16 protein-coding genes, 3 tRNA genes and 1 other RNA gene are annotated in these 18,434 nt (G+C 44.1%); 11 read left to right on the top strand and 9 right to left on the bottom strand.

Translation table 11 applies throughout. The annotated features are described in order from the left end of the window. Positions 1–81 precede the first annotated feature (81 nt). Positions 82–1,425 (bottom strand): DUF1329 domain-containing protein, encoded by a 1,344-nt coding sequence (locus A3774_RS07695; RefSeq protein ID WP_067865957.1) that lies wholly within the window; start codon positions 1,423–1,425, stop codon positions 82–84. Between the two features lie 29 nt (positions 1,426–1,454). Further along, the gene (locus A3774_RS07700; protein ID WP_067865754.1) at positions 1,455–3,284 is read right to left on the bottom strand and encodes a DUF1302 domain-containing protein; all 1,830 of its coding nucleotides are present in this window, start codon (positions 3,282–3,284) and stop codon (positions 1,455–1,457) included. Positions 3,285–3,567: 283 nt separating this feature from the next. On the opposite strand from A3774_RS07700, the gene A3774_RS07705 reads away from it, so the two are divergent. The 8 genes from A3774_RS07705 to A3774_RS07740 all read left to right on the top strand — a co-directional run bounded on the left by A3774_RS07705 (position 3,568) and on the right by A3774_RS07740 (position 10,177). After that, positions 3,568–4,626 carry an AraC family transcriptional regulator gene (locus A3774_RS07705; RefSeq protein ID WP_067865757.1) on the top strand — a complete coding sequence of 353 codons (1,059 nt, stop codon included), beginning with the start codon at positions 3,568–3,570 and terminating at the stop codon, positions 4,624–4,626. 202 nt (positions 4,627–4,828) lie between these two features. Then, on the top strand, positions 4,829–6,607 hold the full coding sequence (locus A3774_RS07710) for an acyl-CoA dehydrogenase (RefSeq protein ID WP_067865760.1): 1,779 nt from the start codon (positions 4,829–4,831) through the stop codon (positions 6,605–6,607). A 60-nt stretch (positions 6,608–6,667) separates the two neighbouring features. Beyond that, entirely contained in the window at positions 6,668–8,326 is a 1,659-nt protein-coding gene (locus A3774_RS07715; protein ID WP_269454614.1) for an electron transfer flavoprotein-ubiquinone oxidoreductase, read from the top strand. Positions 8,327–8,597: 271 nt separating this feature from the next. Beyond that, positions 8,598–8,685: transfer RNA gene (locus tag A3774_RS07720), tRNA-Ser, on the top strand. A gap of 17 nt (positions 8,686–8,702) precedes the next feature. Further along, positions 8,703–8,778 (top strand) — tRNA-Asn (locus A3774_RS07725). A gap of 11 nt (positions 8,779–8,789) precedes the next feature. Further along, positions 8,790–8,865 (top strand) — tRNA-Lys (locus tag A3774_RS07730). A 40-nt stretch (positions 8,866–8,905) separates the two neighbouring features. After that, a non-coding RNA gene (locus tag A3774_RS07735) (RtT sRNA) lies at positions 8,906–9,029 on the top strand. Between the two features lie 212 nt (positions 9,030–9,241). Beyond that, positions 9,242–10,177, top strand: coding sequence for a sensor domain-containing diguanylate cyclase (locus tag A3774_RS07740; protein ID WP_067865763.1), 936 nt, complete (start codon positions 9,242–9,244; stop codon positions 10,175–10,177). A 7-nt stretch (positions 10,178–10,184) separates the two neighbouring features. On the opposite strand, the gene greB is transcribed toward A3774_RS07740, so the two are convergent. Next, positions 10,185–10,694, bottom strand: a complete 510-nt coding sequence (gene greB / locus A3774_RS07745) for a transcription elongation factor GreB (RefSeq protein ID WP_067865766.1) — start codon at positions 10,692–10,694, stop codon at positions 10,185–10,187. A 104-nt stretch (positions 10,695–10,798) separates the two neighbouring features. Here greB and A3774_RS07750 point away from each other — a divergent pair, with 104 nt between their 5' ends. The 3 genes from A3774_RS07750 (at position 10,799) to A3774_RS07760 (ending at position 14,167) form a co-directional block, all read left to right on the top strand. Next, positions 10,799–11,227, top strand: a complete 429-nt coding sequence (locus tag A3774_RS07750; protein ID WP_067865768.1) for a hypothetical protein — start codon at positions 10,799–10,801, stop codon at positions 11,225–11,227. Positions 11,228–11,482: 255 nt separating this feature from the next. Further along, positions 11,483–12,586: a TMAO reductase system periplasmic protein TorT gene (torT, locus tag A3774_RS07755; RefSeq protein WP_197468033.1), complete on the top strand. Its 1,104-nt coding sequence runs from the start codon at positions 11,483–11,485 to the stop codon at positions 12,584–12,586. Between the two features lie 132 nt (positions 12,587–12,718). Next, positions 12,719–14,167 carry a GGDEF domain-containing protein gene (locus tag A3774_RS07760; RefSeq protein ID WP_197468034.1) on the top strand — a complete coding sequence of 483 codons (1,449 nt, stop codon included), beginning with the start codon at positions 12,719–12,721 and terminating at the stop codon, positions 14,165–14,167. Between the two features lie 59 nt (positions 14,168–14,226). Here the strand turns inward: A3774_RS07760 and A3774_RS07765 are convergent, their stop codons facing one another. The 6 genes from A3774_RS07765 to A3774_RS07790 all read right to left on the bottom strand — a co-directional run bounded on the left by A3774_RS07765 (position 14,227) and on the right by A3774_RS07790 (position 18,429). Next, positions 14,227–14,610: a hypothetical protein gene (locus A3774_RS07765; protein ID WP_075107929.1), complete on the bottom strand. Its 384-nt coding sequence runs from the start codon at positions 14,608–14,610 to the stop codon at positions 14,227–14,229. Beyond that, positions 14,603–14,875 carry a hypothetical protein gene (locus A3774_RS07770; RefSeq protein WP_067865774.1) on the bottom strand — a complete coding sequence of 91 codons (273 nt, stop codon included), beginning with the start codon at positions 14,873–14,875 and terminating at the stop codon, positions 14,603–14,605. The genes A3774_RS07765 and A3774_RS07770 overlap by 8 nt, the downstream gene beginning before the upstream one ends. Further along, the gene (locus A3774_RS07775; protein WP_067865776.1) at positions 14,872–15,702 is read right to left on the bottom strand and encodes a putative RNA methyltransferase; all 831 of its coding nucleotides are present in this window, start codon (positions 15,700–15,702) and stop codon (positions 14,872–14,874) included. Before A3774_RS07775 ends, A3774_RS07770 begins: the two co-directional genes overlap by 4 nt. Positions 15,703–15,715: 13 nt before the next feature. Then, on the bottom strand, positions 15,716–16,861 hold the full coding sequence (gene dapE / locus A3774_RS07780) for a succinyl-diaminopimelate desuccinylase (RefSeq protein WP_067865777.1): 1,146 nt from the start codon (positions 16,859–16,861) through the stop codon (positions 15,716–15,718). Positions 16,862–17,004: 143 nt separating this feature from the next. Then, entirely contained in the window at positions 17,005–18,036 is a 1,032-nt protein-coding gene (gene dapD / locus A3774_RS07785) for a 2,3,4,5-tetrahydropyridine-2,6-dicarboxylate N-succinyltransferase (RefSeq protein WP_067865780.1), read from the bottom strand. 45 nt (positions 18,037–18,081) lie between these two features. After that, positions 18,082–18,429: an ArsC family reductase gene (locus tag A3774_RS07790; protein ID WP_067865783.1), complete on the bottom strand. Its 348-nt coding sequence runs from the start codon at positions 18,427–18,429 to the stop codon at positions 18,082–18,084. Between the last annotated feature and the right edge of the window lie 5 nt (positions 18,430–18,434).

An 18,434-nucleotide genomic window follows, 5' to 3' on the forward strand; every position in this document is an offset into this window, starting at 1 on the left:
AAAGCCTTTTTATAAAAAAGCCTCCTCAAAAGCTGAGGAGGCTATGGAAAACTATCAAATTAAAGGAGGATAAATGGGCTATTACTTGCCTAAGCGTCTAATGGCCTGTGGTGTAAAGTTTTTATGACTAAAGCGTTTAGTAAAGTCGAACCCTTCACCCTCTTCATTGGTTAAACTACCGACTAAATAACGTCCTGATTGAAGGTCATATAAGGTTTCCGCTACAAGCCAAGGTACGTTTGCATCACGATATTGGAACTGATGAGCTTCTGCTACGCGCCAAAGCTCGCCTCGACCATCATAGTGATCAACAATCGCGATTTGCCAGCTATCTTCATCTATGTAAAAAGTACGCTTGGCATAGATGTGTCGTTCACCCTCTTTTAATGTTGCTTCAACTTTCCATACCCGATGCAGTTCATAGCGAGTGTGTTCAGGGTTCATATGACCAGACTGTAAAATATCTTCATATTTTAGGCCTCTGTCTGCTAGCTTGAAGCTATTGTAAGGAATATAGACTTCCTGTTTACCTACAAGATTCCAGTCGTAACGATCAGGCGCGCCATTGAAAAGGTCTAAGTTATCCGTGGTGCGTTGCCCGTCACTTGCCGTTCCCGGTGCATCGTAAGCAATCTGGGGAGCTCTACGTACTCTTCTTTGGCCGGCATTATAGGTCCAAGCTTGGCGAGGCTGGGTGATTTGGTTCATTGTTTCATGCACCAAAAGTACATTACCGGTTAGGCGTGAAGGTGCTTTGACCTCTTGAACGAAATAAAACAAGATATTCTGGTCTTTTTGAGGATCAGCACCGTCTTCTAAGGCGCTTGGCCAAGACATTTTCTCGTTTATTTTTACCGCGGTATAGCTACCATTGGCTTGTACAGGAACTTGCACAAAAGTACGTTCCAAAGCCCCGCCTCTATATCGAGTCATATGATTCCAAATGACTTCTAGTCCATTGCTAGGGATAGGGAAGGGGATTGCTGTTGTAAAGTCTTTTAGGCCGTTGCCTCCATCGGTTAACGTGGTCGATATGGCATTAGCTTTAGCTGCGGTATAGATATGATCGGGTAATGCAGCGGTTCGGTGAGTCGGATAAACAGGGATAGAAAAACTATCTTTGTAACGCTCTAACATTGCTAGCTGGCCGGGCGTCAAATTATCTTTATACTGATCGGCATTGGCCGCTGTAATTGTAAATAATGGTTTTTCGTTAGCAAATGGGTTGGTATAACGGTCAGTTGATGTGGCTAAGCCCCCCTTCCATGCAGGAATGCTTCCCGATGAATTAGCGGCTTTTTCTGCGCCAATTGGTGTCAATGAATCACCGAGTTTAGCTGCTTCTTCAGCAGTTGTAGCTGAATATGCTGCAGATGAAGCCAAAATAAGGGCAGTGCTCAGCAGCAGTCTTTTAGTTTTAAGCATTGATGATATCTCCATCTGGTAAACGCTTCTTAGAAAGAAACGGATGCGCTGAGTGAAAGAAAGTCGCGGTCTTCAATTGAATTGAAGTCACCACCAAAGTAATCAGTGTATGAAAGCTGGACTGAGTATCTGTTAAGGTAGTCAGCGGTTAAGCTTAGACCTAGTGTTTTCTCATCCTCATTGAAGCCTGCACCGGGTTGAGGGCCATAACCCTCTAAACCGTGCTTAAAGCTAATCTCTGGTGTTAAGTTTACACCTGCAAAAACATTAGTGTAATTAAGATTGGCTCTGACTACATAACCATATGAGTCTTGAGTAACGAAGCCATCGTTATCGCCAGCCGCATAACCGTATGCACCATGACGGCCATATTTTAGAGCGTTCGCGCTTTCATCTAGACTGTGAACATGGGTCCAGCCGAATTCACCGATTAAGGTTAAGCGGCTTGCGCCTAATACCCGATCATGAAAGCTAATCAAGCTAGTTTGGAACTGTGAAACATCAAAGGTTTGATAACCGTCTACTTCGCTATCAAACGAAGCACCGTTGCCGGTTGCATCCTTTATATAGTTATCTAAAGCTGTATTCCCTGTCGCACCGGCGGTTAGAATACCTGCTATTAACGAGGTTCCGTTGATTTGCATAGGGACATCTTTTTTATGGCTGATCTCACCTGACCAAGCTATGTCACCAACGTTTGTGCTAAAACTCAGACCGAGCATTTTAATGTCTTCTGGGTATTCAACATAATAAGATGAGCCTAAGGTTGCTGGAAGGCCACCAAAGAAAGCCCCAACGTCATAGACACCACTAGTGATGGGTAAGCGGCTATGGTATTGCGCAGCATAGAGACCAAATTCGGTATTATTTAGCTCTTCTGCAAAATAGCGGAAAGCGATACCAAATTGACCATCGTCATCCGCTTCACGTCGGCCATCTGCGTTTCTATAAACGACGGGGTCTTGCCCGCCTAAAACCGCTGGATTGTTGAAGTAGGTTTGGTCATCTAGTGTTCCTAAAGCACCACTGCCTATACGAATACCGTCACAACCTTCGCCAACAAAGTCGTTGTTTGAAAAGTAAGTACCGCAGCCATCAATAGCAGTTGGTTCCCACGAGATTTGGTAGAAGCCTTCAACACTTAGGTTATCGGTAACACCTAAGGATGCAAATGCCATATTTACAGGGAGAAGGCCCTCTTTGACTTCAGCGCCAGCCCGTCTGAACGAGCTAACGTCCACTGGGTTGATCGCATTTAAACCACCTTGAATAAAGGTGCTTTCGCCCCAGTTGATAACTTGTCGACCTAAGCGAACGTCAAGCGGTTTTTGATCAATATCAAATGATCCGTACCAGTAGGCATCGAGTAGCTCGAAGCCGGAGAATTTGGCAAAGTCATTAAAGCCCGAATCGTTTAATTCAGTATCTGGCGTATAGCCGTTTGCAGTATGTCCATGTGCACGAGCGCCATTTTCTAATTCGAGGTCGTACCAATACTTTGCACGGGCAAAGAAACCTACATTCTCATAACTTAATTCAAGGTCATGAACTCCTTTAACAATTTGAGAGAACGTCTCACCTTTGTCAAAGTTTTGGGTGGCATCATCATAGCTGCCACCGCCTTTACTTGTACCCCCATTCGCTGGCGAAATTAGTGCTTGAGAAGGGTCATCCATTCGCCAGCTAGCGCCGACTGAAATTTGAGAATCTAAACGACCTTCTATCTCACCTAGATTAAATTCGAGGGCGTGCACTTGATTAATAGATACGACAGAACCTATCAATATGGGAAGTAGTGTGTGTGTGAACACCTGTGTTTGGTTTTTGCTGCAACGCAAAATCCTATTTCTTATTGCCATTTCGTTCACCTAGCATTGTTATTTTTTTAAAAGGCGCTAATTAGTATTACTTCTAAGATAGCCGACTTTCTGATAAAGCGCCTTTTTTCAGGTGCTTTGGGCGTAAAATAGAGTAAGGAACCCTACACATAATCTATGTCAGCGACTTGAGTCTCAATAACAATTGACTCCACATTTATTAACAAAATTGTTCTTTTGGGTTGATAAATGTACTACTTCAGGTCAACAATAGGGAGGGAAATGCGTTTCATGTTAACCAATATTAATTGTAGGTAGTGAGATTATGGAGCGTAAAATTACTGTGCCGGCAGGCTATGTACGGCACCTTCTGCAACTAGTTCAAGAACAGGGTTTTAGTGTTGATCAACTGTTAAATCAGGTGGGTATCAGTCCTTCAGAGGTGGGAAGTCAGACCGAGTTTCCAGCGGATAAATTTGGTCTATTATACCAACGTATATATTACATCGCTCAGGATGAATATTTTGGCATGTTAAGCGGAGGGAAGGTTCCGAATGGGACTTTTCGCATGATGTGTCATTGTTTGATTCATTGCCCTACGTTGGAAAGAGCGATCTACCGTGCAAGTGATTTTCATGAGATCTGTCGTGGAACTCAGGTTAAGCCGTTTTTAGTACGCAAAGGGCGATATGCCAAAGTTTCGTTCACTACAACAGATGCTTCCGGCGCGTCTATGGAGGAGCTGTTGGTTGATGAGAATCCAGGTCGAATTAGAACCTCTCTTTCCATGTGGCATCACTTTTTATGCTGGTTGATTGGTAAGCGTTTGGAGTTAAAAGCGGCTTATTTTTCATTCTCTGAACCTGATGATGTAGCGCAGTATAAAACTCTTTTTCAATCTGAAGTTAAATTTGATCAGCACGATAATGCCATTGTTTTTCCTGCCCGCTATTTAGATTTTCCTATAGTGCAAACGCCCGAAACTCTACGTAGTTTCCTGAAAACAGCGCCCTATCAACTGATTGTAATGGTGGATGATGATGCGAGTCTTAAATCGCAGGTTGTTGCACTGATTGGTAAAGATTTTAGCCAAGAGTTGCCTAGTGCTGAAGAGGTTGCTTACCGTCTACATATGTCGGTTTCTACACTACGTCGGCGCTTATTAGAAGAGGATACCTCTTATCAAAAGATTAAAGATGAGAGCCGTAAAATGGCGGCGCTTAATTATATGAACTCGCCACAGTTGTCGATTAATGATGTGGCTGGTTTGATGGGCTTTGATGAGCCTTCCGCTTTTTTCCGCTCCTTTAAAAAATGGACAGGTATGACACCCGGTGAATATCGTCGTAGCGATACATATTGTCAGCAGTTAGCTTCTTCTTGATAGGGCTGTAACTTATAAAATTTAGGGTTTTTTAATGTATTGACCGTTATTGTTAGCGAATAAGGTATTAAATGTTATTGCTGGTTTGGTGTGCTAAATAGATCATGTTAATAGCATTTCCCGATGTGATTATAGTTCCTTTAGAATAATAAAATGTGGCCTATTATTGATAGGTGGGTTACAGAACGGAGCAAGAGTAGCAATGAGTGATTATCGATATCCCTATCAAGATGGTGTTTTTGTTTTAAATCAGTTGGTGGGTTTAGAACAAATTTGTCAGCAGGCAGGTTTGGACGATTTTGCTGATGGTCTCGCGGAAGCGGTACTTGATGAGGCTGCGAAACTTGGCAGTGAGCAGTTGGCGCCATTGAACGTTACTGGTGATAAATTAGGTGCATCCATTGAGAATAATAATGTGTCTGAAACACCTGGTTTCTCAGATGCATATCAACAGTTTTGTGATGGTGGCTGGCCTTCACTTGCGGGCAATCCCGAATTTGGAGGGCAGGGCTTACCGAATGTATTAGCCGTTGCGGTTAATGAGGTTTGGCAGTCGGCGAATCTTGCTTGGGCACTTTGTCCACTGTTAACGCAAGGGGCTATCGAAGCGATCGAAACTCATGGAAATGATCAACTTAAAAAACACTATCTGCCTAAGTTAATTAGCGGTGAGTGGACTGGAACCATGAATTTGACTGAACCTGATGCAGGTACTGATCTGGCAGCGCTCAAATCTAAAGCGGTACCTGAGGACGATTATTACCGTATCACTGGGCAAAAAATCTTTATTACTTGGGGTGATCACCAGATGACGGACAATATTGTTCATCTGGTTTTGGCTCGTCTTCCTGATGCACCTGCAGGTGTTAAAGGTATCTCGCTCTTTGTTGTACCTAAATACCCACTCGATGAGAACGGCAATCCAACTGAACAGCGCAATGATGCTTATGCCGTTTCTCTTGAGCATAAATTAGGTATTCATGGTAGCCCGACTTGTGTGATGAGTTTTGGTGATAACGGGGGAGCAATCGGTTATCTAGTGGGTAAGGAAAACCAAGGTTTAGCCTGTATGTTCACAATGATGAACGATGCGCGGCAAGGTGTTGGCTTACAAGGTTTGGCGATCTCCGAAAGGTCGTATCAGCATGCTGTTACCTATGCGAAAGAGCGAATCCAAGGGACGCTACGGGATGGTTCACGTATTAGCATTATTAAGCATCCGGATGTGCGCCGAATGCTTTTGCAGATGAAATCGTCAATTCAAGCAATGCGTGCGTTGGTGTATGTGGCGCGTGCCGAAAGTGACTATGTAAACAATGCTGTCGATGCTGAGGCTAAGTTAAAACATCAGAAACGTAATGATCTATTGACCCCTATTGTAAAAGGCTGGGTGACTGAGTTAGCACAAGAGCTGACTTATCTTGCGGTACAGATCCATGGGGGTATGGGGTTTATTGAGGAAACAGGCGTTGCTCAATACTATCGTGATGCACGTATCTTAACTATCTATGAAGGTACAACAGGGATTCAGGCTTTGGATCTTATTGGTCGCAAGACCCTTGTGGATGGAGGTGATGCGGTTACCGATCTGCTCTCTGAAATAAGCAGTGATTTAAAGGAAATAGACCATCCAGAGTTGCAAGACATTGTTAGCGCAACACAGGCCGCGGTTGAGCAAGCGAGCATCGCTAAACAATGGGTTTTAGAGGTTGCTGCAAAAGATGCTTCAGCGGCAGGGAGTGCGAGTGTCAGCTATATGATGCTAATGGGCTATCTTTGCGGTGCTTGGTTGTTAACTAAATCGGCAGCTATAGCGCAAGAAAATCTCTCTAAAGAGGGGGCTGATAGTGACTTCCTTAGTGCCAAAATTATCTCTGCCCGTTTCTTTACCGAACAGATGTTACCTAGGGTTAGTTCTTTATTAGTGGCCATGCAATCTGGTGGTGAGACCGTTATGGCTATGAGCGAAGAGCAGTTTTAAGCTGCGATCAGATAAGTATATAGATCGCGCTTAATACCCGAAAAAACTGAGGTGAAAAATATGAATGCTGTGGCTAGAGAATCCATGGAATTTGATGTGGTTATTGTCGGTGCTGGCCCTGCTGGTTTATCCGCTGCATGTAAATTAATGCAGCAAGCGCAGGCGGCCGAGCAAGAGATGACGGTTTGTGTGGTTGAAAAAGGATCTGAGGTGGGGGCGCATATATTGTCTGGTGCCGTGGTTGAAAGTCGCGCACTCGATGAGCTTTTTCCTGAGTGGAAAGAGCTAGGTGCGCCTTTAAACACCCCTGTAGTTGAAGATCAGATCTTCATGCTAAAAAACGAAACCTCCTCCATAAAAGTACCTAATATGTTTGTGCCTAAAACTATGCACAATCACGGCAATTACATTGTTAGTTTAGGGAATCTTTGTCGTTGGTTGGCGGAGCAGGCTGAGCAGCTTGGTGTTGAAATTTTCCCCGGTTTTGCTGCATCCGAGGTGCTGTATAACGAGGATGGCAGTGTTAAAGGGATTGCGACAGGTGATATGGGTGTTAGTGCATCCGGCGAGCACAAAGATGGTTATATGCCGGGTATGGAGTTGCATGCTAAATACACCATTTTCTCTGAAGGTTGTCGGGGGCATTTAGGTAAGGAACTGATCGAACGCTATGATCTTGCTGCTCAATCTGATGCTCAGCATTATGGGCTAGGTATTAAAGAGCTATGGGATGTTGATCCAGATAAACACCAGCCAGGGCTTGTACTGCATGGTTCGGGTTGGCCGTTAACAGGCGAGAGCAGTGGTGGCTTTTTCCTTTACCATACTGAAAACAATCAAGTTGTTGTGGGTTTGATTGTTGATTTAAACTATAAAAACCCTTACTTAAGCCCTTTTGATGAATTTCAAAAATTGAAGCATCACCCTGTTCTTAAACAGTATTTAGACGGCGGTAAGCGCGTCTCCTATGGAGCGCGAGCAATCACTAAAGGTGGTTTTAATGCACTGCCTAAGATGACTTTCCCTGGTGGTATCGTTGCGGGCTGTAATGCAGGTACGTTGAATTTTTCAAAAATCAAAGGTACGCACACGGCGATGAAGTCTGGTATGTTGGCGGCTGAGGCGATCTTTGACGCGCTGCAGTCCTCGTCTGCTGGTGGGGAAAATCTAAATAGCTTTGCAGATAAGTTTAAAGCTTCTTGGTTATATGATGAGTTATTTAGCTCTAAGAATTTTGGTCCAGCTATGCATAAGTTCGGGCCGTTATTAGGCGGAGCTTTTAACTTTATTGATCAGAATATATTTTCCGGGAAATTGCCTGTAACACTGCATGATAATCATGAAGATTATGCACAGTTAAAGCCGGCGGCAGAGTGTGAGCAAATTACGTATCCAAAACCGGATGGGGTGCTTAGCTTTGATAAACTGAGTTCAGTTTTTCTGTCTAATACTAACCATGAAGAAGATCAGCCTTGTCACTTACAGTTAAAAGATCCATCTATACCGCTTGGGAGTAACCTAGAGCGCTTTGCTGAACCTGCACAACGCTACTGCCCTGCTGGGGTATACGAAGTGATTGAGGAGGCAGAGGGGAAGCGGTTTCAGATTAACAGCCAAAACTGCGTACATTGTAAAACATGTGATATTAAAGACCCTGCGCAAAATATTCGCTGGGTGGTGCCTGAAGGAACAGGCGGGCCAAATTACCCAAACATGTGATTTTTTTAAGGTTTTTTATAAGAAATACATAATAGAGGGAAGATATTGACCCATTAAGGGGATGAAGGAGTAACGTTAATGGGATCAGGATATTGACCTAATGGTTATAATTTGATCTTATTTGGTTGCTTTGTTGTGTATTTCTGTACACTATCTAACCGCTTATTTTTATTGTGAAAATAGTTTCATAATAATTCAGCTTTTTTCAGTAAAAAGTCGCGTTATTGGTTGACACAAAAACTCAATCCTATAATATACGCGCCGTTCCTGCGGAGGGATGGCTGAGTGGTCGAAAGCACTGGTCTTGAAAACCAGCGGTCCGAGAGGGCCCTAGGGTTCGAATCCCTATCCCTCCGCCATTTACTGGAACTAGAGTTCCCTGATAGCTCAGTTGGTAGAGCAGTAGACTGTTAATCTATTGGTCGCTGGTTCGAGTCCAGCTCAGGGAGCCAATCTAAGAGATGGGTCGTTAGCTCAGCTGGTAGAGCAGTTGGCTTTTAACCAATTGGTCACAGGTTCGAATCCTGTACGACCCACCACTTATAAGAATCCAGCCCTGTGCTGGTTTTTTTATGCCTGTAAAAAATGCACGAGTACAGGATGAGAACCGTTAAAGGTTCGATTCGCATGACGAAGTCATAAGAAAACATCGGAGCTTGCGACGATGGCCCGTAGGGTAATAGTAATCCTGTACGACCCACCACTTATAAGAATCCAGCCCTGTGCTGGTTTTTTTATGCCTGCAAGAAATTCAGTGAAAATTTTTAAGCCTACCTTTCTCTAAAGGTTAGCGTTTAAACGCCTTTGGTTTAGTTATTGTCTATGGGGCGTTTATCTATCTTTTTAAACTATACAAACTATTTGCTAATTGGAGTGTCACAGTAGTAGTTCTAGTTGTATTTATAAGGAATGGCGATGCTTACCCCTGACCAGTGGGTGTTAGATGAGAGTGAAGGTTCAGTCCCTTTAGCTAAGTGGCAAAAAACAATTGATGTTATGGCGCGTGTCTTTAACGCGCCGGCAGGCTTTATTGTTCAGTATGCACCAGAAGGGTTCCAAGTCGTGATCTCAAGTGGTCAGGCATCGAACCCTTATGATGCTGGCGTGACGGTTCCTCAGGATACTAATCTTTTCTGTAAAAAAGTTGTCGAGCAGCAGGAGTTGCTTTACGTTCCTGATGCGTCAACTGACCCTTATTGGAACACTAATCCAGAAGTGAGTGACGATGGATTTTGTTCCTACCTAGGCTTGCCTGTTAAATGGCCGACAGGCGAGCCTTTTGGCACCATTTGTGTGATGGATTTTAATGCCACTAATTATCAAAAAGATTATGTTGATCTGGTGAGTGAGTTAAGAGATTTAATTGAGGCTGATCTTAAAATCCTATCGCAGTATCAAATGATTTCTAATCTTGCTATGACTGATGAGCTGACTGGACTTTATAACCGGAGGGGGTTTTATTCCGTAGCTCAGCAATATATTGCCTTGGCTAAACGCTCGAAATTGTCGCTGGGGCTTCTGTATATGGATATGGACGGTCTTAAGAGGGTTAATGATGTCTACGGGCATTTAGCCGGTGATCAAGCGTTAAGGCGCTTAGGTAAAGCTTTGGAAGAGACGGTAAGAGAGAGTGATGTCGCCGCTCGGTTATCGGGTGATGAGTTTGTGATGCTGGTCGCGATACGTAATCTTGAGCAGCTAACCCAAATTGCTGAACGAGTAGTCGACCGAATAACTAAGGACGATATCCGTGTAAGTATTGGCTCGGTATTAATGGATGATAGCGCGCAGACATTAGAGTACTGGATTGGGGAGGCTGATCGGCGGATGTATGAAAATAAAAATGCGTAACCGGCTTTTAGGGGGTGTATCTAATCCCTACAATTTCGTAATAGACTTCACTTCCATCGGGTTTCTTGAGACAAATTTCGTCCCCTAGCTGCTTTTTTAAGATAAGACGCGCCAATGGTGAATCTATGGAGATAAAATCAGCTTCGATACCAATCTCATCCGGTCCTACGATGCGGTGTGTTCTTTTGTTGTCATCTTCATCGATAAGGGTTACCCAAGCACCAAAGAATACAGTGTCTTGCTTTGATGGCTCCGGTGCACGATCGACCACTACCATGTCTTCGAGACGTTTTGATAGGTAGCGAACTCGCCTGTCAATTTCACGTAGTTGTTTTTTGCCATAGATATATTCAGCATTTTCTGACCGATCACCTTGGGCTGCAGCCTCTTTTACCGACTGCGTGATTTCAGGCCGTTTTACTTTCCATAGATATTTCAGCTCCTCATTTAAGCGAGCGTAGCCTTCAGCGGTAATATATTTCGAGCTGCGAGGCTGTGGTGGACGCCACCTTCCCATAAATTATCCTTATTTTTTATGATTTTATAGTAAAGAATTCTAGCCTTTGGTCGATAAAATTGGGACTAGAAATCAGTATTTATTTTTACTTATTAGCGAGTAGTATGCGAACCGAGCAGATTATCAATCGAATTGAGGGCTATACCTCTACTTTGAGCCAAGCGGTTCAAAGTGGTAGTGGTGCGCAATTCTCCATGCTGCTGAGTTTGATTCATTCTAATCAAGCGCTCATTAAATCGGAGTCCATATCTGAAGGGTCCGGTGACTTTAAGCTTCCTGAAGTCCAAAGTACCTACCCAGATCCAAACGAATTATATAATGCGCAAGTAACTGAAAGGTTAAATGTTGCTGTGCATGAGGGATTAGTAGGGGATTTCGCTTACGTTAATGGTTACATCTATAGTCATAGTCATATGCCTCGTCAGCAAGCTCAGGCGTCTGATGAGTATGCGAAAGTCGGTTTGATGTCGACAGGGCAGTTACTTATTGGTGAAATTGAGCGTTCTAAGCAGCAGATTCGAGCTGCGGCTTAAAATAACTCCTCTCTGTTTCAATTAGAGTGTTTTTAATTCAGCGTTCTGGCTGTTTCCCCGTTGTCTTTTTCGACCTTCCAGATAAAAAGCTGCTATCTTGTACACTGTGGATTTTTAAAAGATCAACGCTGACTGTGTATAAATAGGGCGCGATGCGTTTTATCCACGTATGCAATACGACACCGGTTTTATCTATTTTAGCGGCACTTTGTGAGTGCGTTTAGGTAAGTTATGGGCTGTGGTGATTCTTGAATAATGATGAGATGTAGTTTAACAACCTTGATCTCTATCCTGCTTCTAAAGTGCGCTGTTGTGACGGTGTATGCTCAGGGAGGTGTTTCTTGGTACCCCTTTCCTGTAGAAGTTCAGGGGCACTCTATTGATGGTGAAAAAGAAAAGAGTATTGCGTTCTACAGCCCATTAAAGGCCGCTCAAAAAACGTGGCGTATCTGTACATCCTTCCCCCATATGAAAGACTCCTATTGGCTGGCTGTTAACTTCGGTGTGGTCAGTGAAGCGCGTCGTTTAGGGATTAACTTAGAGGTGCATGAAGCGGGAGGATATGATCATTTGCAGACTCAATTGCAACAGATCCGTAAGTGCGTGGAGGAGGGAAGTAACGGCGTTATTATTGGTGCCATCTCTTATAAAGGGTTAGATGATCTTGTTGAGGAGCTTCATAATAAAGGTATACCTGTTATTGATGTGATTAATGGCATGTCATCTTCACGTGTGGCTGCCCGCTCCTTAGTGTCCTTTGAAGAAATGGGGTTTAGTGCTGGCACTTATCTTGCTCAGCTTCATGCCACATCAAATTCACCTGCAAAGGTGGCTTGGTTCCCCGGACCTGAGGGTGCGGGTTGGGTGTTAGCGGGTGATTTGGGGTTTCAGAAGGCGTTGATGGGCAGCGATGTTAATATCGTTGCTAAACGCTATGGGGATACGGGAAAGTTAGTGCAGACAGCCTTGCTAAACGAGGTGTTAGATATGCAACCTGATATTGATTATATCGTGGGTACTGCTGTCACGGCGTCTGCGGCCATTAAGGTGTTACGTGCCCGAGGGTTAAGTGACCAAGTTAAGATCCTTGCTTATTATTTTACGCCTGAGGTCTACCGAGGGATTAAGCGAGGACAGATTGTTGGAGCGCCGACTGATTCTGCGGTTATTCAAGGGCGAATTGCAGTCGATCAATTGGTACGAGTACTGGATAAAAAAACCTTTATTCGCCATGTGGGCCCCGAAATTTATGTGGTTGATCAAAAAAATATAAACGCGTTAGCGCGTTTAACGTCATTGGCTCCTAGCGGTTTCCGTGCGACTTATTCAGTGGGGGTTCGCTTGAAAGGAGAGGACTGAATCGGCGGGTATTTGGACAGGGTTTAAGGGCTATGTGTGTTCAATTTTTATCTGTGAAATAAGGCATTAGATGTGTTAATACAGAGGCGAGTTGTAAAGCTTATAATGTTTGTTCTGGCGTTTTTGATTTCGTTGATTGGAATCAATGGCTGGGGCTGGGCTTTAGGGGATCACGCCGCCAAAGTTTGGTTAGATAAAGCCGAGCTGGAAACCCAGCAGATTACCCATATTAGCCTTAACTGGATGTCGCTTTTTCATTCAGAGTTGAGGGGAGTAGCCGCCCTCTTTTATGGCTCTCAATCTATTACAGAGGATGAGTTTTTTAAAGGGGTCGAGTTGATGGAGGAGATTGAGAATGAATCAGTAATCCCATTAACCAGTGTGGCCTATGTTTCGGTGATGAATAGCAATTCTCCCAATATGGAAAGTAAAGTGCGCTATAGCACGGATGTTCATGGGGTGCTTTCTAAAAAGGGTGATCTTAGAGCGCAGCCGATTATTGCTCCGGTTTTGCGCCAAGCGCTGGCGAGTCCTTCGCAGGTGGTCTTAAGTCCTATGTTTATTGATGATTACGGCAAACTATTTATCGCCTTTGCGTTTAGTGCTGCCAATGATAATCAGCCCGGTGTTGTTCTCTCTTTAGTTAATTTAAGTGATTTTTTTGCAGATTTAAGCGTGCTGCATGTACCGAATGGTTTAAGGCTGCGAATGGTTGAACGCCTTCCCGTGGGTGAAGGTGATCGCGAGGTGTTGGTTGAACATCTGATGATTGGTTCGCCGGATACCGACGATATTGTTGAAACGTTTTATTATCAGACGCGCTCGGGTAATGCGCGCTGGGATTTTTATTGGGACGTTGAGGCGAACTATCAGGGAGGTATCAATAAGGTATTGGGCTGGGTGGTCCATGTTGGAGGGACTGCGTTAGTGTTAGCGTTATTTTCCATTATTGGTGCGCTGGCTCGGCAAAATATGTTGGTTATCAATCAAGTGAAGATCCGGACGCATGAGTTAGCAGAAGCGTCGGCTGCCTTAGAAAAGAGTAATGAGGAGTTACGAGAGCTTGCTAATAGGGATTCGCTGACCAATGCTTATAATCGCCGGTATTTTATGGCGCAGGCAGAAAGCGCGTGTGCAAGAAGTAAGCGCTATAGGTTACCGTTAACCCTACTTATGCTAGACGTGGATTACTTTAAGCAGATCAATGATCGTTGCGGCCATGCGTTTGGTGATGCGGTTTTGTTAGACATTGTAAACGTGTGTACCCGTGAACTGCGAGAAGTGGATAGTTTTGGTCGAATTGGTGGTGAGGAGTTCGCCATGCTGTTGCCTGAAACCTCTCTAGACGCATCTTATGCGGTGGCTGAGCGGTTACGGCATAAAGTATCTGAGCTAAGTTTTAATGATAATGGCGAGCTTATTAGCGTCACAGTTAGTCTTGGTGTATCGCATTTATATACTAACGATGAGGATACATTAAATAGGCTACTTAAACGGGCTGACGAGGCACTTTATGCGGCAAAAGAAGGAGGGCGAAATCGAGTGGTGGTTTATGGTGAGGGTAATAGCCAGCTAACTTAGCGTGGGATAAGTTATAAGTACCGCTCATCTTATGCAGCTAATTAATGGATAGGCAAGTCTTATGTTTGCCACTGAATTTTTTCTTCTGCGCCGTTTTCAATCTTCCAATATTCATCAGGATCATCACCATCTTCCCAGCTTGAAACGATGCATCGAACTTGTGTGTTTAGTGCGGTGGCCGTTGCGTGAGCGCATTCAAGATCTGTTGCCCAAGGGCTTTTGTCAGACTTTAACCAGAGGCTTGTCCATGCTTTTCCTGCTGCGCGCTCATGAATCATTGTCTCTACATCGTTACCGGAGAAGCGCAAGTTGAGCTGGTGGGTTGTTCCTTTGGATGAAATATAATCTATTTTTTCTGCCTGTGATGCTAGCCATTCCTGAATCGCTTCGAACGAACAGTTTTTAATATAGATTTCGATATCAGGGTGTCGTGTACTAGTCATGTTTGTCATCGCTTATAAAACGGATAATGCGTAAAACGCTAAGGCTTATGTAGCCAATTGCTGCCAGTATGATGCCAGCCGATAGGATGATCAAGCCAATGAGTGCAAGAATCTCCTGCGATATGGAGCTTTCTAATACGAACTCTGCGGCTCCTAGAATTAACATACCTAAAAAGAACACAACAAAACCAATGCCAAGCAGGATTAGATTTTGTTTAGGGTTATCTGCTCGTTGGTAGAGCCAGCGTTGAAGCTTTTTTTTCATCGCCGTGTGAAGACCCCTAGATTAACATCTAAGGTAAGCGGCAAAGTATTTAGCTGACAGATTTTATCTTTAGCTTCTGGGGGCAAGCGTTGACTATGAGGGGTCATCGCTAATAGGGCTGTAATTTCTTTGTTGGACTCTAATTGAAAAGGGTAAGTAACTTGTTGCTTGTGGCTGAGATCGAATTGTCCACTCAATGTACTGATGGGATCAAAATGGCTCGTTTTGATCTCTTGGTAGATCAGCTGACGTAGCTCTATTAAGTGCTGCTCCCCTGGCCAAGCAAGTATTAAGGTACTTCCGGGCTTCATTGGTTTAGCAAATGCTTCAGGTATTAAGCGGCTAAAAAGCACAAGTTGTAGATCTAAACTCTCTGCAGGCAAAGGAATATCTGCGCCGGATGCTACAAGCCAAGTTATGGCTTTGCTTTTTCCACTTGCGGCTTTCACTGCATGCTTTGAAATATCGAGTGCTGTTATTGAAGGGGCTTTATGTGCTTGAAGTAGTGCATCTTGTAGCCGCGTTGTGTAGTAACCTTCGCCGCAGCCCATATCAAGAATCTGAGGATGATCGACACTCGCTAACGCTTCTACGGCAAGCTTATTTATCTCATTGGATAAGGACTCATAGAACCCTAGTTCAAGAAATGTTCTACGGGCCTGTACCATCTCAGGATTGTCTCCTGGATCTTTTGAGCGTTTTTTATGGGCTAAAAGGAGATTCCAGTAGCCCTGTTTAGCTGCGTCAAAGCTGTGGTTGTTTTCACAGCGAAGGCTTTTATCCTGCAAAATGAGCAGTGATTTGCAAACAGGGCAAGTGAGTGGCATCTGAGCGGGACCTTTAAGATTGAGTTAACAGATGAGCCATAATGTTTTCATAGAGATCAGACAGTGTGTCTAAGTCTTTACAGCTAACCCGTTCATCAACTTTATGAATGGTCGCGTTAATCGGGCCTAATTCAACCACTTGAGCGCCTGTAGGGGCGATAAAGCGGCCGTCAGAGGTACCACCTGATGTAGATAGCTCTGTTTTAGTGCCTGTAACGGCTGAAATGGCCTGTTGGCAGGCTTCTACTAAGTCCCCTTCGGCGGTTAAGAAAGGATTGCCGGAAAGCACCCAATCTATATCCCATTCTAAATTGTGGCTATCAAGGATGTCACCAACACGTGTTTTTAGTTCATCGGCGGTAACTTCCGTGGAAAAGCGGAAGTTAAACATAATGTCGACATGCCCAGGTACAACATTAGTAACACCTGTACCGCCATTAATGTTTGAGATTTGGAAACTAGTTGGTGGGAAAAAGTCATTCCCCTCATCCCATACTTCAGAGGCCAGTGCTGCGAGTGCAGGGGCAGCCATGTGAATAGGGTTTTTAACTAAATGGGGATAGGCTACATGGCCTTGTACGCCACGAATTTTCAGGGTAGCGCCTAAAGAGCCGCGACGGCCATTTTTAATTGTATCGCCGACATGAGTGGTGCTGGATGGTTCGCCAACGATGCACCATTTTATTTTTTCATTACGCGCTTCTAAATGGTCAATAACGCGAGTAGTACCGTTAATCCAAGGACCTTCTTCATCACTGGTAATCAGTAATGCGATAGAGCCTTGATGATCAGGGTGATGTTCAATAAAGCGTTCAAGTGCAGTCATAAAAGCAGCGATACTGCCTTTCATGTCGGCAGCGCCTCGGCCACAAAGCATACCTTGTTCTATAGTTGCTTCGAATGGCGGAAACTCCCAACGTTCTTCTGGACCTGAAGGTACAACATCAGTGTGGCCAGCAAAACAGAATACTGGGCCGGAATCGCCGCGTCGTGCCCAGAAATTTTTCACATCTTCAAAAGGTAGACGTTCAATTTTAAACCCTAGCGCTTCTAATCGCTCAATCATCATATCTTGGCAGCCTGCATCCTCCGGTGTTACTGAGCGGCGGTTAATGAGGTCTTTGGCAAGTTCGATTGTTGCTGAAAGTTTCTGGGTCATAATTGTGATCCGTGTAGCCTTTTAAAATTTAGTGCTAGTAATAAGAAGTGCGCCTATGGCGCACTTCTAAATATTACCGCTTAACCGCTGTCATCTATCAGTTTAGATTGTTTATACAATCAGTGATTGAATGACCGGGTTTATTAGTTGTGCTTATGCAGCTCTTCGTTCAACTCGATGGCAGATTTGTTGGTTTTAACTTCAATGCGGCCATTTTGAGAGTTACGACGGAACAATAGATCAGGCTTACCTGCTAGTTCAGCAGCTTTCACTGTGCTGACTTCGTTATTTTGGTCATCAAGGATAGTGACTTTAGAGCCTGCTGTGACATAAAGGCCTGCTTCTAAGGTACAGCGATCGCCCATAGGTAAGCCTAGGCCAGCATTTGCGCCTAGTAGGCAGTTTTCACCTACAGAGATCACAACATTGTTACCGCCAGAAAGTGTACCCATAGTAGAACAGCCGCCGCCAAGATCGGAACCGTTGCCTACTACAACACCCGCAGAGATACGGCCTTCAATCATACTGACGCCTAGTGTACCTGCATTGAAGTTCACGAAACCTTCATGCATGACCGTTGTGCCTTCACCTACGTGAGCGCCTAAACGAACACGGATAGCATCGCCAATACGAATACCTGTTGGTACAACGTAATCTGTCATTTTAGGGAATTTATCTACAGAAGTAACACTTAAAATACGACCTTGGGCGCGGGCAGCAAGTTGACGCTTTGGTAGGTCATCTAAAGAGATTGCGCCTTCGTTAGTCCAAGCCACGTTAGGAAGTAGACCAAAAATTCCTGTCAAGTTAATGCCGTGTGGTTGTACTAAACGATGTGATAATAGGGTCAGCTTTAGATAAGCTTCGGCAGTAGATGATGGTGCTTCATCTGTTTCTAAAATACACAATACTAGTGCTTGGCTTGTACCTTCTAAAATCTCGACAACTTCGGCTTGGGCTTCAGCATTAACTGAAAGAAAGGCCGCTTCAAGGTCTTTAAGTTGAGATTCTTTAATTTCTATTGCCGCATTGCCGCCTTGGTAACCTACTTTCTCAGCAACGGCGTTTACGATGGCATCATCAGCGTTAAGTAGGGGTACGTTGTAATAAACTTCAAGTAACTCGCCCGCTGAGGATTTTGTTCCTACACCTAAGCCGAATGCAAAATTAGCCATGTTGATCTCCGATTCTTAAAATTATTTATTCGTTATGCCTGTGACTTATATGTCAAACAGAGCGGAATATTCTGTGTCTTTAAAACCTACCAAACGAACGCTTCCTGTATCAATTAACGGTCGTTTTATCATGGCAGGGTATTCAAGCATCAAGCTAATAGCTGATGTTTCATCAATCGCTTTTTTTATCTCTTCAGGTTGTTGGCGCCATGTAGTGCCACGCTTATTAAGTAAAGTTTCCCAACCTAATTCTGATACCCAATTTTTTAATTGGGTTTCGTCTAAACCATCTTTTCGGTAATCATGGAAGCGGTACTCTATCTGGTTGGCTTCTAGCCATTTACGCGCTTTTTTGATCGTGTCGCAGTTAGGTATGCCGTACATCGTAATCATAAATT

It is taken from the genome of Neptuniibacter marinus (genome assembly GCF_001597725.1).
GTDB lineage: Bacteria > Pseudomonadota > Gammaproteobacteria > Pseudomonadales > Balneatricaceae > Neptuniibacter > Neptuniibacter marinus.

Bases quoted from the DNA above. Each gene is read 5' to 3' on its own strand.
- A3774_RS07695 (WP_067865957.1), bottom strand. From the start codon at position 1,425: ATGCTTAAAACTAAAAGACTGCTGCTGAGCACTGCCCTTATTTTGGCT.
- A3774_RS07700 (WP_067865754.1), bottom strand. From the start codon at position 3,284: ATGGCAATAAGAAATAGGATTTTGCGTTGCAGCAAAAACCAAACACAG.
- A3774_RS07705 (WP_067865757.1), top strand. From the start codon at position 3,568: ATGGAGCGTAAAATTACTGTGCCGGCAGGCTATGTACGGCACCTTCTG.
- A3774_RS07710 (WP_067865760.1), top strand. From the start codon at position 4,829: ATGAGTGATTATCGATATCCCTATCAAGATGGTGTTTTTGTTTTAAAT.
- A3774_RS07715 (WP_269454614.1), top strand. From the start codon at position 6,668: ATGAATGCTGTGGCTAGAGAATCCATGGAATTTGATGTGGTTATTGTC.
- A3774_RS07740 (WP_067865763.1), top strand. From the start codon at position 9,242: ATGCTTACCCCTGACCAGTGGGTGTTAGATGAGAGTGAAGGTTCAGTC.
- greB (WP_067865766.1), bottom strand. From the start codon at position 10,694: ATGGGAAGGTGGCGTCCACCACAGCCTCGCAGCTCGAAATATATTACC.
- A3774_RS07750 (WP_067865768.1), top strand. From the start codon at position 10,799: ATGCGAACCGAGCAGATTATCAATCGAATTGAGGGCTATACCTCTACT.
- torT (WP_197468033.1), top strand. From the start codon at position 11,483: ATGATGAGATGTAGTTTAACAACCTTGATCTCTATCCTGCTTCTAAAG.
- A3774_RS07765 (WP_075107929.1), bottom strand. From the start codon at position 14,610: ATGACTAGTACACGACACCCTGATATCGAAATCTATATTAAAAACTGT.
- A3774_RS07770 (WP_067865774.1), bottom strand. From the start codon at position 14,875: ATGAAAAAAAAGCTTCAACGCTGGCTCTACCAACGAGCAGATAACCCT.
- A3774_RS07775 (WP_067865776.1), bottom strand. From the start codon at position 15,702: ATGCCACTCACTTGCCCTGTTTGCAAATCACTGCTCATTTTGCAGGAT.
- dapE (WP_067865777.1), bottom strand. From the start codon at position 16,861: ATGACCCAGAAACTTTCAGCAACAATCGAACTTGCCAAAGACCTCATT.
- dapD (WP_067865780.1), bottom strand. From the start codon at position 18,036: ATGGCTAATTTTGCATTCGGCTTAGGTGTAGGAACAAAATCCTCAGCG.
- A3774_RS07790 (WP_067865783.1), bottom strand. From the start codon at position 18,429: ATGATTACGATGTACGGCATACCTAACTGCGACACGATCAAAAAAGCG.